The organism is Bacillus cereus group sp. MG16 (genome assembly GCF_040459875.1).
Classification (GTDB): domain Bacteria; phylum Bacillota; class Bacilli; order Bacillales; family Bacillaceae_G; genus Bacillus_A; species Bacillus_A paranthracis.
In genome coordinates this window covers 3,022,222-3,040,010 of record NZ_JARVHE010000001.1, presented here as the reverse complement: position 1 = coordinate 3,040,010, position 17,789 = coordinate 3,022,222, and the positions used below count along the sequence as shown (strand labels likewise).

The window sequence follows — 17,789 nt, the reverse complement described above, 5'->3', positions numbered from 1 at the left end:
CATCGTAGACGAGCATATGTAGTAGCAAGTAAGGCCGAAATGATAGGGGGATTCAGATGGAGAAAACGAAGTTACCGTGGGATGAATTTTTTTCACTTAATAAAGATGTGAATCATGCTTTCTTTACGCCAGAAGATTTTTCAGGAGACGAAGATTTAATCGCAAAAACGACTGAACAATTCGTTAAACAAGAAATTGTTCCACAAATGGAGAATATTGAACAACATAACTATAAAGTTTCTCGTCAATTGTTTGAGAAAGCTGGAGAACTTGGATTATTAAGTATCGAGGTTCCAGAAGAATATGGCGGATTTGAATTAGGAAAGGCAGTTTCAGGGCTTGTAGCCGAAAAAATGGGATACGCTGGTGCATTTAGCGTTTCATTTAATATACACGCAGGTGTAGGTACATTGCCTTACATATATTACGGAACGAAAAAACAAAAAGAAAAATATTTGCCGAAAATTGCATCAGGAGAATGGATTGGGGCTTATGCTTTAACTGAACCAAATGCGGGTTCTGATGCTTTAAGTGCAAAAACGAGTGCAGTATTAAATGAAGATGGTACTGCTTGGAAGCTAAATGGTGAAAAGCAATGGATTACAAATGCTCATATGGCAGATGTATACGTTGTTTTTGCGAAGACAAATAAAGGAATGACAGCGTTTATTGTCGAAAGAACATGTGAAGGGGTATCTATTGGGCTAGAAGAAAAGAAAATGGGGATTAAAGGTTCTTCAACGGCTACCCTTATTTTAGAAGATGTTGTCATACCTGCTGAAAATGTTTTAGGGGAAGTTGGGAAAGGGCATCACGTAGCTCTTAATATTCTTAACTTTGCTAGATTAAAACTTGCCTTTGGAAATATTGGAACAGCAAAGCAAGCAATTGGATTGTCCGTTCAATACGGAAAAGAACGTAAACAGTTCCAAACGGAATTAGTAGACTTTACGATGATTCAAGAGAAAATTGCAAATATGATCATTGCTACCTATGGAGCAGAAAGTGCAGCGTATCGTACAGCAGGTGTAATTGATGAAGCAATTCATGAGAGCGATGAAGATCTTATGAAGAAAATGTCTCAATTTGCAATTGAATGTGCACTAAATAAAGTAAATGCTTCTGAAACACTTGGTCACATCGTAGATGAAGCTGTACAAATTCATGGTGGTTACGGTTATATGCAAGAATACGAAGTAGAACGTTTATATCGTGACGCTCGAATTAGTCGTATTTTTGAAGGAACGAATGAAATTAATAGATTAACAGTTGCCAAAATGTTAATGAAACAAATGGAACAAATTGAAGATACTGAAGTAGAGATTGATGTAGCAAATGTCGAAAGAAACCATCGTTACATTTTATTAGCGAAAAAATTGTTGAAACAATCTTTGAAAACGCTCTCTAAAACTCCAGGGTTAAAAATTGATCAAGAGCAAGAATATTCACGTGTATTATCAAATATGTTAACGGACGTGTACGTCATGGAATCAGCATTTTTACGTACGAGTAAAGCAATTAGTAAAAATGGTGAAGAGAAAGAACGTACGAAACAAATGATAACTGACGTTATTTGTGAAGAAGGCTATCGCAAAGTAGAAGAAGCGGCGATTTCTATACTTTCAGCGGCTGTTACAGAAGAACAAGATAGACACGTAATTTTAGCTGAAATTCGTCAATTATTAGTACCTTTATATACGAACGTATTTACAAAAAAGAGAGAAGTTGCGAAAGCTATTATAAATCGTGGAAAGTATATTGTGTAAATAGGAGGAAAGCGATATGAAAAAGATTGGTTTTATCGGCTTAGGTAACATGGGTCTTCCGATGTCTAAAAATTTAGTTAAATCAAGTTACACAGTATATGGTGTGGATTTAAATAAAGATGCTGAAGCTTCCTTTGAAAAAGAAGGAGGAATTATTGGCTTATCAATCTCAAAATTAGCAGAAACATGCGATGTGATTTTTACAAGTTTACCTTCACCTCGTGCTGTTGAAGCGGTGTATTTTGGACAAGAAGGATTATTTGAAAATAGTCATTCGAATGTAGTTTTAATTGATACAAGTACTGTATCTCCACAGTTAAACAAACAGTTAGAGGAAGCTGCAAAGGAAAAGAAAGTAGACTTTTTAGCAGCCCCTGTAAGTGGTGGGGTAATTGGAGCCGAAAACCGTACATTAACGTTTATGGTTGGTGGATCAAAAAAGGTATATGAGAAAACGGAATCTATCATGGGTGTATTAGGTGCGAACATTTTCCATGTTAGTGAGCAAATTGATAGTGGGACAACAGTTAAATTAATTAATAACCTATTAATTGGTTTTTATACAGCTGGTGTGAGTGAAGCTTTAACATTAGCGAAAAAGAACAATATGGATTTAGATAAAATGTTTGATATTTTAAATGTAAGCTATGGTCAAAGTAGAATTTATGAGCGCAATTATAAAAGTTTTATTGCATCAGAAAACTACGAGCCAGGTTTTACTGTAAATTTATTAAAGAAAGATTTAGGGTTTGCAGTAGATTTAGCGAAAGAAAGTGAGCTTCACTTACCAGTAAGCGAAATGCTATTAAACGTATATGAAGAAGCAAGTGAAGCAGGTTATGGTGAAAATGATATGGCTGCTTTATATAAGAAAGTTAGTGAACAATTAATTTCTAATCAAAAATAATAGATTTATAAACATCATAAAAAAGGGGAGTATATAATGATTACAACTGAAATTAAACGAGTAAAAAATCATATTAATGGTGAGTGGGTAGAATCTACTGGTACAGAAGTAGAAGCAGTTCCGAATCCAGCGACTGGAAAAATTATCGCTTACGTTCCGCTATCTCCGAAAGAAGATGTTGAAAAAGCTGTTGAAGCGGCAAAAGCAGCATACGAAACGTGGTCTAAAGTACCAGTTCCGAATCGTTCAAGACAATTGTATAAATATTTACAGCTTTTACAAGAAAACAAAGAAGAACTTGCAAAAATCATTACGCTAGAAAATGGTAAAACATTAACGGATGCAACTGGTGAAGTACAACGTGGTATTGAAGCAGTAGAACTTGCAACATCTACTCCAAATTTAATGATGGGACAAGCACTTCCGAATATTGCAAGCGGCATTGATGGATCAATTTGGCGCTACCCAATTGGAGTTGTTGCTGGAATTACGCCGTTTAACTTCCCGATGATGATTCCATTATGGATGTTCCCGCTTGCAATTGCTTGTGGTAATACATTCGTATTAAAAACATCTGAAAGAACACCACTTTTAGCAGAGAGACTTGTAGAGTTATTCTATGAAGCTGGTTTTCCAAAAGGAGTATTAAATTTAGTACAAGGCGGAAAAGATGTTGTAAATAGCATTTTAGAAAATAAAGATATTCAAGCTGTTTCGTTTGTTGGATCTGAGCCGGTAGCTCGTTACGTATATGAAACAGGTACGAAACATGGGAAACGTGTACAAGCGTTAGCTGGTGCGAAAAACCATGCGATTGTTATGCCAGATTGCAATCTTGAGAAAACGGTACAAGGTGTAATTGGATCTGCATTTGCAAGTAGTGGAGAGCGCTGCATGGCATGTTCAGTAGTAGCAGTAGTTGATGAAATTGCAGATGAATTCATCAACGTACTAGTAGCAGAGACGAAGAAGTTAAAAGTAGGTGACGGTTTCCACGAAGATAATTATGTTGGACCATTAATTCGTGAGTCTCATAAAGAACGCGTATTGGGCTATATTAACAGCGGTGTAGCAGATGGAGCTACTTTATTAGTAGATGGCCGTAAAATTAAGGAAGAAGTTGGAGAAGGTTACTTTGTAGGTGCGACAATCTTTGACGGTGTAAATCAAGAAATGAAAATTTGGCAAGATGAGATTTTTGCTCCAGTATTAAGCATTGTACGTGTTAAAGATTTAGAAGAAGGTATTAAACTAACAAATCAATCTAAATTTGCAAATGGAGCGGTTATTTATACATCAAGCGGTAAACATGCACAAACATTCCGTGATAACATCGATGCGGGCATGATCGGTGTAAACGTAAACGTTCCAGCACCAATGGCATTCTTCGCATTCGCAGGAAATAAAGCTTCATTCTTTGGTGATTTAGGTACAAATGGTACAGATGGCGTTCAATTCTATACACGTAAAAAAGTTGTAACTGAGCGCTGGTTTTAATATAAAGTAGACAGCCAAATCAGTTGTTAAAAGAAAACCACCACTATGAATAGTGGTGGTTTTCTTCTTGTTAATTGCTTTTTTCAAAAGCTAGTTTAATACCAAAACCAATTAAGACAATTCCCGTTAACCCTTGAATATAACGTTGTGTCTTCGGTTTTTTCATAAAAGCACTAATTTTATCAATTAAAAATATATAAAAAGCGAACCAAATAACTGTTAAAACTAAGTAAGTAAGGCCCATTATAAGAAGTTGGATAAACGTATTATGATTTGGATTTAAAAATTGCGGTAAAAATGTTAAAAAGAAGACTGCGATTTTAGGGTTTAATAAATTTGTAAGAAACCCTTGGCGAAAGCAAGAAGTATTCTCGTTTGCGTTATTCAAAGATATATCGTTCGTATTGACGCCTTCTTTATTTCTTACTGCTAAAAGGGCTTTAATACCAATATAAATTAAATATAGAGCTCCAACGTACTTGAAAATAGAAAATAAAAGAGCTGACTTTACAATAAGTGCGGAAAGTCCGATTACTGCTGCTAAAGTATGAATCAATAGTGCAACACATGTACCGAACACTGTTTTCACCCCGCCTACCTTACCAGCAACTAATGTGTTTTTCGTAGCCATTGCAGTATCAGGACCAGGTAAAATAATAAGACAAATAGACATAATGATGAAAAGAAAATAATTTTCAATCATAGTCGCTCCTCCTTCTTTTATTTTTAGAATATTTAATTAAAAATAGTGTAGCACATAATTCGATTTAATAAAATTAAATTTTATTAAAAATTATTAAATGATAAAGAGGCTATATAGTCATGTAATGACATGACTATATAGCCTCAGGTTTATCCCGCATAAACGGGCAGTAAGACTCCCACCTCAAAATTCAACGGAAGCAAAGAAGTTAGGTGGGGGATCAACTGTCCGTAAAAGTCCGATTGGTGAGGGCTAATAATCAGTGGGGGATGAACAAAACCCCCACTGATTAAAGTTTCACTTTATGCGTTAAGTAAGTTAAAGAATCTATTTACATCTTCTTCTGAAACATCACTTAACTGCTTATATTTATAATTTGGATTTTGGTCTTTATCAACGACAACAGATCGTACTCCTTCAAAGAAATCTTCATGTCTCATGAAGTTTTTAGCAAGTACAAGGTCAGTAGCGAAACATTCTTCAACGGACTTATTTTGTCCATCAATAAACTGTTTTAATGTTACTTTTAGTGAAATAGGAGATTTTGATAATAACGTTTCTTTCGCTTTTAAAGCAAAGGAACTTTGATCTTTCTCTAATGAATGAATAATTTCTTCAATTGTATCGAATGCAAAATGTGAATTAATTTCTTCTAATGAAGGAGCAAGCTCGCTTTCTAATGTTGGAGCAGTTGCAAATGTACGAATGACTTCTTTTAAATGAGTATGTACATCATCTTCTTTAGGCCAATTTACACTTTCCAGTTCAGTAAGGAAATTTGGTAATGAATCAGATGCAATAAAATAATCAGCAGCGTTTATAAATAATACGTCAGAAGCTTTTAAAATAGATGCTGTTAAAGCGACATAACGGCCGGCATACCCTGGAGCTTTATTTAAGAAATAAGCAGCACCGACGTCTGGGAAGAAGCCAATATTCATCTCTGGCATTGCCCATTTCGTACGCTCAGTTACAATTCGGTATTTCGCACCATTTGTAAGACCGACACCACCACCCATTACAATTCCATCTAAACAAGCGATAATCGGTTTTTTATATTGATAAATATATGTATCAATTTCATACTCTTCTTCAAAGAAACGTTCCGCATGCTGCAATGCAGCTTCATTTGAACGTGCTTCATAAAGAGTTTTAATGTCGCCACCTGCACAAAAACCTTTTGTGCCAGCTCCTTTTAATACGATAAGCGCAATTCGCTCATCATGTTCCCACTCTTTCAGTTTTTGCCCAATTGGTTGCAACATGTTATAAGATAAAGAATTAAGTGCTTTTGGGCGGTTTAAAGTAATTGATGCAACGCCGTTTTCGCTAACAGAAAATAAAACGTGTTCAGTCATAATTCATCCTCCCTTACATATCTTCTTATTCTTAATTCTTTATACGTACTGAAATGTCCTTTATAAATTTTGTCTAAAGTTGGCGGTATATGTTAATTTATCCACTGCATATTTTGACGAGTTATATTTGCAGGATTTTGGAGGTTGAAAATGAATATTACAACATTACTGTAATTGTAATTATTTGAAGTTACCATGATAAACACGCTATTATATATGTGTAAATTGTACATAATCACTTCGAAAAGAGTGATTATAATGAAAGAAAAATTGCTTTTCATTAGAAATAGAGAAAGGAGAAATCGGAATGCCAGTACCTTTACTATTGTCGGTGATTATTTTGTCTTCTTTAATGATAGGGATAACGCAGTATTTTCATCATACAGATACGACAGAGGAAGTGAAGGATAAAGTACGACTTGTATTTCCGATTTTTATCATATCTATTTCTTTTTGCATTTTATTAAATAAAGATGGGTACATTGTTGCAGTATTTTCATTTTTTGTAGCGATTGTTTTCATTACAGTTTTATATTATGTAATGAAAGAATTTATCCAAAAATAAAGATGTCATATGAGACATTTTTATTTTTGGAAAGAATAAAATTTCACATACCGTATTATATGTGAAATTTAAAAAACATATCGCAATAGAAAAGTATGTACTTTACCGTGTATGTACTTGTCAATCTTGCATAGCCAATATACTATTAATAGTGTAGAGATTAGAAAAAGGGGTTGTATCTATCATGAAATTTGAGATGCACACAAAAATTATTTCAAATGAAAAAGAAGTAAGATTACATATAGAAGAAAACATATTTCAATTAAAATTGGATGGTTATCACTTATTTACAGTTCAAGAAATATTACCTTTATATAAATCAAATGAAGAAAGAATCGGTAGTGCAATGATACATAAGTTAGAATGGGAGAACGGAAAAACTACAATAAACTATCAACTTGTATCACTAAATTCAGTAAATTAAAAGGAGCAGGAAACCATGAAGTTATTTCATACAGCCGATTGGCATTTAGGAAAGCTTGTTCATGGCGTGTATATGACTGAAGATCAAAAGATTGTATTAGATCAGTTTGTACAAGCTGTTGAAGAAGAAAAACCAGATGCCATAATTATTGCAGGGGATTTATATGACCGAGCAATTCCACCTACGGAAGCAGTAGACTTATTAAATGATGTGCTGCAAAAAATAGTGATTGATTTACAAACACCAGTTATTGCAGTCGCAGGAAACCATGATAGTCCAGATCGTATTCATTTTGGAAGTAGTTTAATGAAGAAACAAGGATTATTTATTGTGGGGCAATTTCAATTTCCATATGAGCCAATTATATTAAATGATGAATATGGGGAGGTTCACTTCCATCTCATTCCTTATGCGGATCCAAGCATAGTGAGACATGTATTGAAAAACGAAGACGTACGTTCTCATGATGATGCGATGCGTATTTTTATGAATGAGCTTTCTGAAACGATGGATAAAGAAGCTAGACATGTATTTGTTGGTCATGCATTTGTAACTTCTGCGGGCGAAGCGGAAGAGAATACAAGTGATGCTGAACGACCGCTTTCAATTGGTGGTGCTGAATACGTGAATAGTCATTATTTTGATAAGTTTCATTACACAGCGCTTGGACATTTACATCAAGCGCATTTCGTACGTAATGAGACAATTCGATATTCAGGTTCTCCACTTGCATATTCTATTTCTGAAGAAAAACATAAAAAAGGATATTATATTGTGGAATTGGACGAGCAAGGTGAAGTAACAATTGAAAAAAGGTTACTTACACCACGCCGTAAAATGCGAACAGTAGAAGCGAAAATAGATGAATTGTTACAACATCCAGTAAGTGAAGATTACGTGTTTGTAAAATTATTAGATGAAAATCCTGTCTTGCAGCCAATGGAAAAAATACGCTCTGTTTATCCAAATGCAATGCATGTTGAAAGAGCCATTCAAAGACGAGAGTTCACTGAGTCAAATGAAGTAACTGTTTCAAGACATAAAATGGATGATTTATCATTATTAAAGGCTTTTTATAAAGAAATGAAAGGCTTAGATTTATCAGAAGAGAAAGAACGTCTATTTGTAGAAGTATTACAAACAGTGCAAGAACGGGAAGGTGAACGAGGATGAGACCGATTCAGCTTATTATGACGGCATTTGGCCCATATAAACAGAAAGAAGTAATTGATTTTGACGATTTGGGAGAGCATCGTATTTTCGCCATTTCTGGAAACACGGGCGCCGGAAAGACAACGATTTTTGATGCGATTTGTTATGTTTTATATGGTGAGGCAAGCGGAGAAGAACGAAGTGATACGAGCATGCTCCGCAGTCAATTTGCTGATGATAATGTGTATACAAGCGTAGAATTAACCTTTCAGTTAAAAGGGAAACGTTATGAAATAAAACGACAACTGGGACATAAAAAACAAGGGAACAAGACGGTTACGGGACATGCAGTAGAATTATATGAAGTAATTGATGAAGAGAAGATTCCGGCTGTTGATCGTTTCCATGTAACGGATGTAAATAAAAAAGTAGAAGATTTAATTGGTTTAAGTAAACATCAATTTAGTCAAATTGTTATGTTACCGCAAGGGGAATTCCGAAAACTATTAACATCTGAGACAGAAAACAAAGAAGAAATTTTGCGTCGTATTTTTAAAACAGATCGTTATAAGTTAATGCGTGAGTTACTTGACCAAAAACGAAAACAATGGAAAGACGTCTTACAAGAAAAACAGAAAGAGCGAGAGTTATATTTCCGTAATGTTTTTAAATTACCAATTCGTGATGGAGCATTATTAGAGACATTAGTGGAACAAGACCATGTAAATACGCATCAAGTAGTAGAGGCATTAGAACAAGAGACAGCTGCGTATAAGGCAGAGGTGGAGCAATTACAATTAGAACAAGATATTCAAACGAAGCAATTAAAGGATGCTGAAACACGTTTTCATGCAGCGAAGTCTGTAAATGAGAAATTTATAGATTTACAACAAAAGAATGAGAAATATAATACTTTACAAGAAAAACGTTCAGTAATTGAAATGAAAGAACTATCTTTTAAGCGTGCGGAACAAGCGAAGCGCTTATTACCATTTGAACAGTGGTACGAAGAAGCAATGCAAAATGAGCAGAAAGCTGAAAGTTTGTTAAAACAAATTATCGCTAAAAAAGAAAATATAATGAATAATTTTGAACTTGCTCAGGAGAAATATGAAGCAGTAAAGAATAAAGAACCTGAGAGAGAGAATGCAAAAAAACTTGTTCAAAGATTAGAAGAGTTACAACCGATTATTGCATCATTAGCTGAGAAACAGTTGAATTTACAAAATGCAGAAATTCAACTAGGAAAATTAAAAGAAAGTATGCAAAACTTAGATCGACAATTAGAAGAGCATACAAATCAAAAACAGCTAATGTCTGGTGAATTACAGCAATTAGAGCGAGCGCTTGAACGATATGTAGATAAAGTAGAAGAACTAACGAATATGCGAGAAGATGCAAAAGTTTTAAAGCAAGCATATGACGTATGGCAAGAAAAACAAAAATTCGAGCAAGAAAAAGAAACTGCATTTATTAAGATGCAAGAGACAGTTCGTGCATATGAGAATATGGAACGTCGCTGGTTAAGTGAACAAGCTGGTATATTAGCTCTTCATCTACATGATGGTGAATCTTGTCCAGTATGTGGCAGCACGAACCATCCGAAAAAAGCTTCAGAGCAAAGTGATGCCATCAATGAAAAAGAGTTAAATGATTTAAGAGACAAGAAGAACATTGCTGAAAAATTACATGTGCAAGTAGAGGAGAAATGGAATTTCTATCATCTTCAATATGAACAAGTAATAGAAGAGGTTAAGAAGCGAGGTTATCGCTCAGAAGAATTAGCTGAAACATATAGTGCGCTTGTTCAAAAAGGAAAACAATTAGCAACTGAAGTGAATACGTTAAAAGCAAGTGAAGAAACGCGTAAGCAAACAGCTGTGAAAATAAAAAGCATAGAAGAAAAAGTAGATGCACTTCAGAAACAAAAACATGAGGTAGAAACAGAACAGCACCGTATAGAAATAGATTGTATGCAGCTTCGTACGTCATATGAACATGATAAGAAAAACATTCCTGAAAACTTACAAACAGTCCAAGCTTGGAAAGTCCAGTTTGACCAAGCTATGCATGAACTCAAATTAATGGAGGACGAATGGAAGAAAGTGCAGGAGGCGTATCAACATTGGCAAAATGAAAATATACGTATTCAAGCAGAACAGGAAGGTGCTTCTAATCAATTTGAAAGTGCAAAATCGAAGAAAGAAGAGACTTTCACGCGCTTTATGAAAGAGCTTGAACAGAGTGGATTTACAGATCAAATTACGTATAAAGAAGCGAAATTAAGTGATGCCGAGATGGGTATGTTACAAAAAGAAATTCAAAGCTATTATTCATCTCTTGAAGTACTTGCAAAACAAATTGAAGAGTTACATGCTGAATTAAAAGATAAAGAGTATATGGATATTACGGCGTTAGGTGAACACATTAAAGAACTAGAAATTAACCTTGATATCATTAAAGAAAAACGTCAACGTTCGCAAAATGCGGTAACATATATTTCTGATTTACATGAAAATATTAGACGTATTGATGAGCAAATTCATGAGGAAGAAAAAGCCTTCCAAGAACTTGTTGACTTATATGAAGTAATGAAAGGTGATAACGAAAGCCGTATATCATTTGAACGTTACATCTTAATTGAGTATTTAGAACAAATTGTTCAAATTGCAAACGAACGATTACGTAAATTATCAAATGGACAATTTTATTTAAAACGAAGTGAACGAGTTGAAAAGAGAAATCGTCAAAGTGGATTAGGGTTAGATGTATACGACGCATATACTGGCCAAACACGCGATGTAAAAACATTATCTGGCGGCGAGAAATTCAATGCCTCACTTTGCTTAGCGCTCGGCATGGCAGACGTCATTCAAGCGTATGAAGGCGGTATTTCAATCGAAACGATGTTTATCGACGAAGGATTCGGTTCATTAGATGAGGAGTCATTAACAAAAGCGGTTGACGCCTTAATTGACTTACAAAAATCAGGTCGATTTATTGGTGTAATCTCACACGTTCAAGAGCTGAAAAACGCAATGCCAGCTGTATTAGAAGTAACGAAGCAGAAGGATGGGTGTAGTCAGACGCGGTTTGTGGTGAAGTAAGTTCAATTGTAATTCATATTATTTGCGATTCTTTAGTATAGAACTTTTGATAAAATAAAGGGGCTGTCTCATAAGTCTCTTTCGAAGTAAGATCACATGAAATCGAAAAGGCAGAAATGTTATAAAATCAACATTTCTGCCTTTCACTTTTTATACGATTTTGGCTAAAAAGCATCTTTTGGGACAGCCTCTTTATTTGTTATTCAAAATTAGATAATTTACCTATGAGTTATCTGTAGAAGGCGGCGTATTTTCCAAACGATTATAAGCTTTAAAAGCTGAAATTGCCGATATAACCCCGCCTACTAAAAATAAAGTCGATCCTCCAACTAAGATGATACGACTGACATATGTTTCCCGTGCTTCTTCGACTTCTTCTTGTAACGCTGTAGGCATATGAATCCCCCTTTATAAAAGTTGTTTTATAAATAGTATATACAAACGCCTAAAATGTGTTAAAATAACTGATGATTTTATGTAGAGGATAATTAGCTGAGTAGGATGCGAGTGGCTAAATAAATCTTCATCACAAATTTATGCGAACTTCACATAGAGCACATATTAACATTGTATTATGTGTATGTACCAAATAAATAAAGTGAATGTAAGTTCTGTTTTCAAAAATTTAAAATCCTTTTATTTCTATATGAAAGTTTTAATCGAGGGTTTTAAAAATTTTGGAAATAGATCTTATAAAAATGGAATTCATATAAAAGGGGAATGTCTTATGACAACATATACAAGTGAAATGAAAAAAACTTTAGTTTCAGAAGAAGATGTAGATATTTTAAAAATTATGGCGCATCCAATCCGACTGCAAATTGTAAATGAATTAAGTACAAGAAAAACTTGTAATGTAACACAATTAACAGAGTTACTGAACATCCCGCAATCTACTGTTTCACAACATTTATCAAAAATGAAGGGTAAAGTGTTACGAGCAGAGAGAAGAGGTTTAGAAATTTATTATCATATTAATAATTTAAAAGCGAGTAAGATTGTTAATGTTTTAGGATATATAAACTAATGAAGTATTTTTATATAAAATAGCCGCTGCTGGTGAGCAGGGGCTATTTTGTGTTGTTTTATGTATTTGCATTTAAAACTTTATAGTTTTTATGATTTACAATTGTTCGATCAAATTCAAAAGTACCACCGCTTACATTTGTAATTTCAACTAAGACCGATTCAGTATAAAGTTTTAATACAGATCCTGTAATCTTTAAATTGTTTCGTTGAAAAAGTATAGTATCCCCTACGTTTGCTTTCATAGTACCTCCTCATTAAAGACAGAAATATTTTTTATTATATATATTAAACCACGTATAAGTATATTAGTGAATATTTAGTTTTATTTTTCAAAAAAATATTTGTAGTCTAATAGAAGAGTATAAAGTACTCCTATGCTAAAATTTATATTTTATTATAAGCAAAGTAAATTGTTTTCAGCATCAGTGAAACAATATTTCTATGTAATATATACTGCAGCTAAACAAATTATTTAAAAGACAAATACTATGTAGCCCAAAACGTAAAGTAAATAAGTAAGGGTTTTTTAGGAGTACAAAAAAATATATGTTTAGGAATAAGATCTCTTTTTGGTGGAATTCCAATTAAAAACATAGAAAAACTTCAATATAAAAAGGTAATCAATTACAAATGGAGAAGTAATATATACGAAAGGAGAGATTTATATGAATAAAGGGAAAAAACAAGTTAGTCAACTTAGTTTTCTGGTGAATTTTTTGAACGACAAGGGGAGTTGTGTAAAGATTTAATAGTATCCCCTTGTGAAAAAATGGTTGGGGGAATATATAAATGATAACAGAAATGAATATTAAAGTAGTTTGTGAAGAAGCATTTTCAAAAAGAGAAATAAAAATTTTAGAGACATTTCTTTCAGCTTTAGCGGGGCATTCTAACGCTCTCGTTACAAAAGAGGGGATGTTTTTAAATCCTTTAAGTAAAGAGAAGAGTGTGATGTATTATCACAACTTTGTATTTGTAAAATTACTTACAGAAGAAATGTGTGCAGAATTAAAAGAAGTTTTAACAAGACGTATTGAAAATGCTTTTATTATGATGGAATTTGTAGAGCCAATTATTACATTTGAAGAAACAATTATAAATGTATAAAGAAAGTCAGGCTTATGAATTAATTTAATAAAACCGTCTCTTTAATATTTATTAAAGAGACGGTTTTATTGTTTTACTATTGAAAAAAGGATTCAAAAACATATGTAAATTTAACTTATACAAAACAATATGAACAACTATTACGTATTTAAAAAACATTTTTTGTATTTCATCCTTCGTTTTCTGTAACTGATTCCATGTTTTTGACGTCCTGTCTTGTAAGTGCTTACATAACTGAAAACATCTTATACAATGAAGGTGTTAAATCAAAAGAGATGACCAAAATGAACATAAAAAAACAAGACTTAGCGAAAAGCATTGAAATAGAAAGAGGAGGCAGAAAGGTATGAAAAAATCAAAGGTTAATCCATGGCTTGTTGTCCTTGGTACAGTCATAGTTCAAATGGGACTTGGAACGATATATACATGGAGTTTATTCAATCAGCCTTTAGTTAGTAAATACGGTTGGAGTCTTAACGCGGTTGCGATAACTTTCTCAATTACTAGTCTTTCCTTAGCATTTTCAACTTTATTTGCAAGTAAATTGCAAGAAAAATGGGGACTTCGTAAACTTATTATGATAGCTGGACTAGCATTAGGACTAGGATTAGTACTTAGTTCACAAGCTTCTTCGTTAATATTGCTTTATGTACTAGCAGGAGTTGTTGTAGGTTACGCAGATGGTACAGCTTATATTACTTCACTATCTAATTTAATTAAGTGGTTCCCTGAACGTAAAGGTTTAATCTCTGGTATATCTGTAGCTGCATATGGTACAGGTAGCTTAATTTTCAAATATATAAATGCAAAGTTAATCGATTCCGTTGGTGTATCGCAAGCGTTTATATATTGGGGTTTAATTGTTACAGCTATGATTGTCCTTGGAGCTTGTTTAATCCATCAAGCTGCTGATCAAGGTGCAGTTCAGGAAACAAACACTCATGAATATACAGTGAAAGAAATGTTAGGCACAAAACAAGTATACTTATTATTCATCATGTTATTTACATCATGTATGAGTGGCTTATACTTAATTGGTATGGTAAAAGACATTGGTGTTCAACTTGTAGGGCTTAGTGCAGCGACAGCAGCTAATGCGGTGGCTATGGTTGCAATATTTAACACATTAGGTCGTATTATTCTAGGACCGTTATCAGATAAAATTGGTCGTTTGAAAATCGTTACGGGTACTTTTGTGGTTATGGCGAGTTCGGTATTAGTTCTAAGTTTCGTAGATTTGAATTACGGTATCTACTTCGTATGTGTAGCAAGTGTAGCGTTTTGCTTTGGTGGAAATATTACTATTTTCCCAGCTATTGTTGGTGATTTCTTCGGTATGAAAAACCATAGTAAGAATTACGGAATTGTGTATCAAGGATTTGGATTTGGAGCGCTTGCAGGTTCCTTTATCGGTGCACTTCTAGGTGGATTCAAACCAACCTTTATGGTGATTGGCGTACTATGTGTCGTGTCATTCATTATCGCAATTTTAATTCGAGCACCTAAACAGAAAAAAGAACAAGAAGAAGAGTATCGCAGCGTAGCATAAGTATATAAATCTTCTATAACACTATAGTTACGAAAAAGCATCCTGTTAAATAGGGTGCTTTTTTGAGTTATTTTAACAAGGTTAAATTACTTTTTATTTTTTTTGATATAAAAGTGAGTGAAATATCCGTTTGGATTATATTGGAATATAATAAATCGATACATCGTATTCGAAATATGTATTAAATCTTAAATAATAAAGAAAATATGAATTGATGTTTGCAAGATATATTTTCAGACAAATATTGAGAAAATAAATGCTCGACTTTTTGTTAAGGCTTTGTAACTGAAGAGATCTTCAGTTTATCATCTTCAATTTTTACAAAGAGGAGTAAGAATTAAAGTATTAATGTAAGTATTTATTAATACTTTTAGATGTAATTGTATTGAAAAGCACTAAAGTTTTTATCTGAAAAATAAAAATAGGTTGACAAGTTTATTGAGAAATATTATCATTTCGGTGTAAGAACGTTAAATGAAAAACATTATCAATGAATAATATTTTAATGAAAAGTACACTTGACCAATTAGTTTAGTAAGTGTATTATTTTTTACATCGATAATGATAATCATTATCATTATTTGTTTAATTAGATTGATTTTTAAATGAAAGGATAGAGGAAATGAACTTAGGGGAATTTGATGGGAAAACTGTTTTAGTAACAGGTGCAGCTCAAGGTATAGGTAGTGTTGTTGCTAAAATGTTTTTAGAAAGAGGAGCTACAGTTATTGCGGTTGATCAAAATGAAGAGGGATTAAACGAACTCTTAAATGAAATACATTTGAAAACGTTTTGCTTAGATGTGAGTGATAGTACCGCAGTTGAACAGATGGTAAATGATATTGAAAATGAAATAGCGCCAATAGATATATTAGTAAATGTTGCAGGGGTTTTACGTATGGGAGCGATTCACTCGTTAAGTGATGAAGATTGGAATAAAACGTTTTCTGTAAATTCTACAGGAGTTTTCTATATGTCCCGAGCAGTAAGTAAACATATGATGCAAAGAAAGTCAGGGGCAATTGTTACAGTTGGTTCAAATGCAGCAAATACGCCGAGAATGGAGATGGCTGCATATGCTGCATCAAAAGCTGCTACGACGATGTTTATGAAATGTTTAGGATTAGAACTTGCAGCGTATAACATTCGCTGTAACGTAGTTTCTCCAGGTTCTACTGAAACTGAAATGCAAAAGCTACTATGGGCTGATGAGAATGGAGAAAAAAATATAATTGCTGGTTCTCAAAGTACATATAGACTCGGTATACCGTTACAAAAAATTGCACAGCCTTCAGAAATTGCTGAAGCAGTATTGTTTTTAGCTTCAGATAAAGCTAGTCATATTACAATGCATAATTTATGTGTTGATGGCGGAGCTACATTAGGCGTTTAATAAAAAATTCAGGGGGTTACTATACAATGAAGGAATTTACGGCTGTAAAGGAACTGTCAGAAAAATTACTAGAAGATTATAAGACTGAATCTTCATTCTTTTTTGCTTCACCAACTCGAACGATATTAGCAGAAGGAGAGTTTACTACAGTAAAGCATCATGAAATTGAAAGTTTCCCAAAACTTGTACAAGCAGTATTATGTAATGCAAAACAAGCCGGAAATCCGAATCCTATCGTTGTCGGTGCTTTGCCATTTGATCGTAGAAAAGAAGTCCAACTTATCGTACCAGAATATAGTAGGACTTCTGAGCGATTACAATTGGATACAACAAATCAGCTTGAAATAAATGAGAACTTAACATTCGAAATGACGCCTGTACCAGCGCCTGAAGTGTATATGAATGGTGTGAAGCAAGGAATTGCAAAAATAAAGGGCGGGGATTTAAAGAAAATCGTTCTATCCAGATCGTTAGATGTTAATTCTTCCGAAAAGATTGATAAGCAAAAACTTCTTCGAGAATTAGCAGCGCATAATAAGCATGGATATACATTTGCTGTGAATGTATCGAAAGATGAAAATGAGAATAGTAAGACGTTAATTGGAGCGAGCCCTGAATTACTCGTCTCACGTAATGGTATGCAAGTCATTTCTAATCCGTTAGCTGGTTCAAGGCCACGTAGTGAGGATTCAGTTGAAGATAAGAGAAGAGCAGAGGAATTACTTTCTTCTCCAAAAGATTTACATGAACATGCGGTAGTAGTAGAAGCAGTTGCTACAGCGCTTCGTCCGTACTGTCATACATTACATGTTCCGGAAAAGCCATCCGTTATTCATAGTGAAGCGATGTGGCATTTATCTACTGAAGTGAAAGGTGAACTAAAGGATCCGAATACTACTTCTTTGGAATTAGCAATTGCTCTTCATCCGACGCCAGCAGTTTGCGGCACACCGATGGAAGAAGCGAGAGAGGCGATTCAAAAAATTGAGCCATTTGACCGTGAATTCTTTACAGGAATGCTAGGGTGGAGTGATTTAAATGGAGACGGTGAATGGATTGTTACAATTCGTTGTGCTGAAGTACAAGAAAATACACTCCGTTTATATGCAGGAGCGGGCATTGTTGCTGAGTCAAAACCAGAAGATGAATTAGCAGAAACATCAGCTAAGTTCCAAACAATGTTGAAAGCATTAGGATTAAATGATAGTTCACTTAATGAAAAGTAGGGGGCA

At 33.9% G+C, this 17,789-nt stretch carries 16 protein-coding genes; 12 read left to right on the top strand and 4 right to left on the bottom strand.

What is annotated here, in order from left to right; all coding sequences use genetic code 11:
* The first annotated feature begins 56 nt into the window (after positions 1–56).
* Genes QCI73_RS15675 through QCI73_RS15665 form a run of 3 tightly spaced genes read left to right on the top strand, consistent with a single transcriptional unit; the run spans position 57 to position 4,170 of the window.
* On the top strand, positions 57–1,766 hold the full coding sequence (locus QCI73_RS15675; protein WP_353823306.1) for an acyl-CoA dehydrogenase family protein: 1,710 nt from the start codon (positions 57–59) through the stop codon (positions 1,764–1,766).
* Positions 1,767–1,782: 16 nt separating this feature from the next.
* Positions 1,783–2,673, top strand: a complete 891-nt coding sequence (locus tag QCI73_RS15670) for an NAD(P)-dependent oxidoreductase (protein WP_353823305.1) — start codon at positions 1,783–1,785, stop codon at positions 2,671–2,673.
* Positions 2,674–2,709: 36 nt separating this feature from the next.
* Positions 2,710–4,170 carry a CoA-acylating methylmalonate-semialdehyde dehydrogenase gene (locus QCI73_RS15665; protein ID WP_327923747.1) on the top strand — a complete coding sequence of 487 codons (1,461 nt, stop codon included), beginning with the start codon at positions 2,710–2,712 and terminating at the stop codon, positions 4,168–4,170.
* A gap of 70 nt (positions 4,171–4,240) precedes the next feature.
* Here the strand turns inward: QCI73_RS15665 and QCI73_RS15660 are convergent, their stop codons facing one another.
* Together QCI73_RS15660 and QCI73_RS15655 are read right to left on the bottom strand one after the other, a co-directional pair.
* Positions 4,241–4,873: a LysE family translocator gene (locus QCI73_RS15660; RefSeq protein ID WP_000572339.1), complete on the bottom strand. Its 633-nt coding sequence runs from the start codon at positions 4,871–4,873 to the stop codon at positions 4,241–4,243.
* Between the two features lie 302 nt (positions 4,874–5,175).
* A complete protein-coding gene (locus QCI73_RS15655) occupies positions 5,176–6,231 on the bottom strand; it encodes an enoyl-CoA hydratase/isomerase family protein (RefSeq protein WP_353823304.1) in 1,056 nt (351 codons plus the stop codon).
* A gap of 307 nt (positions 6,232–6,538) precedes the next feature.
* Here QCI73_RS15655 and QCI73_RS15650 point away from each other — a divergent pair, with 307 nt between their 5' ends.
* The 4 genes from QCI73_RS15650 (at position 6,539) to QCI73_RS15635 (ending at position 11,479) form a co-directional block, all read left to right on the top strand.
* Positions 6,539–6,796 carry a hypothetical protein gene (locus tag QCI73_RS15650; RefSeq protein WP_001145041.1) on the top strand — a complete coding sequence of 86 codons (258 nt, stop codon included), beginning with the start codon at positions 6,539–6,541 and terminating at the stop codon, positions 6,794–6,796.
* A gap of 184 nt (positions 6,797–6,980) precedes the next feature.
* Positions 6,981–7,220, top strand: a complete 240-nt coding sequence (locus QCI73_RS15645) for a DUF2584 family protein (protein ID WP_061656808.1) — start codon at positions 6,981–6,983, stop codon at positions 7,218–7,220.
* A gap of 15 nt (positions 7,221–7,235) precedes the next feature.
* The gene (locus QCI73_RS15640; RefSeq protein WP_076869775.1) at positions 7,236–8,393 is read left to right on the top strand and encodes an exonuclease SbcCD subunit D; all 1,158 of its coding nucleotides are present in this window, start codon (positions 7,236–7,238) and stop codon (positions 8,391–8,393) included.
* Entirely contained in the window at positions 8,390–11,479 is a 3,090-nt protein-coding gene (locus QCI73_RS15635; RefSeq protein WP_353823303.1) for an AAA family ATPase, read from the top strand. Before QCI73_RS15640 ends, QCI73_RS15635 begins: the two co-directional genes overlap by 4 nt.
* Before the next feature lie 222 nt (positions 11,480–11,701).
* On the opposite strand, the gene QCI73_RS15630 is transcribed toward QCI73_RS15635, so the two are convergent.
* On the bottom strand, positions 11,702–11,875 hold the full coding sequence (locus QCI73_RS15630) for a hypothetical protein (protein WP_001141668.1): 174 nt from the start codon (positions 11,873–11,875) through the stop codon (positions 11,702–11,704).
* Between the two features lie 331 nt (positions 11,876–12,206).
* On the opposite strand from QCI73_RS15630, the gene QCI73_RS15625 reads away from it, so the two are divergent.
* Positions 12,207–12,506: an ArsR/SmtB family transcription factor gene (locus tag QCI73_RS15625; RefSeq protein ID WP_000214794.1), complete on the top strand. Its 300-nt coding sequence runs from the start codon at positions 12,207–12,209 to the stop codon at positions 12,504–12,506.
* A 58-nt stretch (positions 12,507–12,564) separates the two neighbouring features.
* Here QCI73_RS15625 and QCI73_RS15620 read toward each other — a convergent pair whose 3' ends face one another.
* On the bottom strand, positions 12,565–12,750 hold the full coding sequence (locus tag QCI73_RS15620; RefSeq protein ID WP_000646792.1) for a YkvS family protein: 186 nt from the start codon (positions 12,748–12,750) through the stop codon (positions 12,565–12,567).
* A gap of 547 nt (positions 12,751–13,297) precedes the next feature.
* On the opposite strand from QCI73_RS15620, the gene QCI73_RS15615 reads away from it, so the two are divergent.
* The 4 genes from QCI73_RS15615 to dhbC all read left to right on the top strand — a co-directional run bounded on the left by QCI73_RS15615 (position 13,298) and on the right by dhbC (position 17,783).
* Positions 13,298–13,615: a hypothetical protein gene (locus QCI73_RS15615; RefSeq protein ID WP_353823302.1), complete on the top strand. Its 318-nt coding sequence runs from the start codon at positions 13,298–13,300 to the stop codon at positions 13,613–13,615.
* A 346-nt stretch (positions 13,616–13,961) separates the two neighbouring features.
* Positions 13,962–15,164 carry an L-lactate MFS transporter gene (locus QCI73_RS15610; RefSeq protein ID WP_242303661.1) on the top strand — a complete coding sequence of 401 codons (1,203 nt, stop codon included), beginning with the start codon at positions 13,962–13,964 and terminating at the stop codon, positions 15,162–15,164.
* Between the two features lie 622 nt (positions 15,165–15,786).
* Positions 15,787–16,557 (top strand): 2,3-dihydro-2,3-dihydroxybenzoate dehydrogenase, encoded by a 771-nt coding sequence (dhbA, locus tag QCI73_RS15605; RefSeq protein ID WP_353823301.1) that lies wholly within the window; start codon positions 15,787–15,789, stop codon positions 16,555–16,557.
* Between the two features lie 26 nt (positions 16,558–16,583).
* Positions 16,584–17,783 carry an isochorismate synthase DhbC gene (gene dhbC, locus QCI73_RS15600; RefSeq protein ID WP_353823300.1) on the top strand — a complete coding sequence of 400 codons (1,200 nt, stop codon included), beginning with the start codon at positions 16,584–16,586 and terminating at the stop codon, positions 17,781–17,783.
* Positions 17,784–17,789 lie beyond the last annotated feature (6 nt).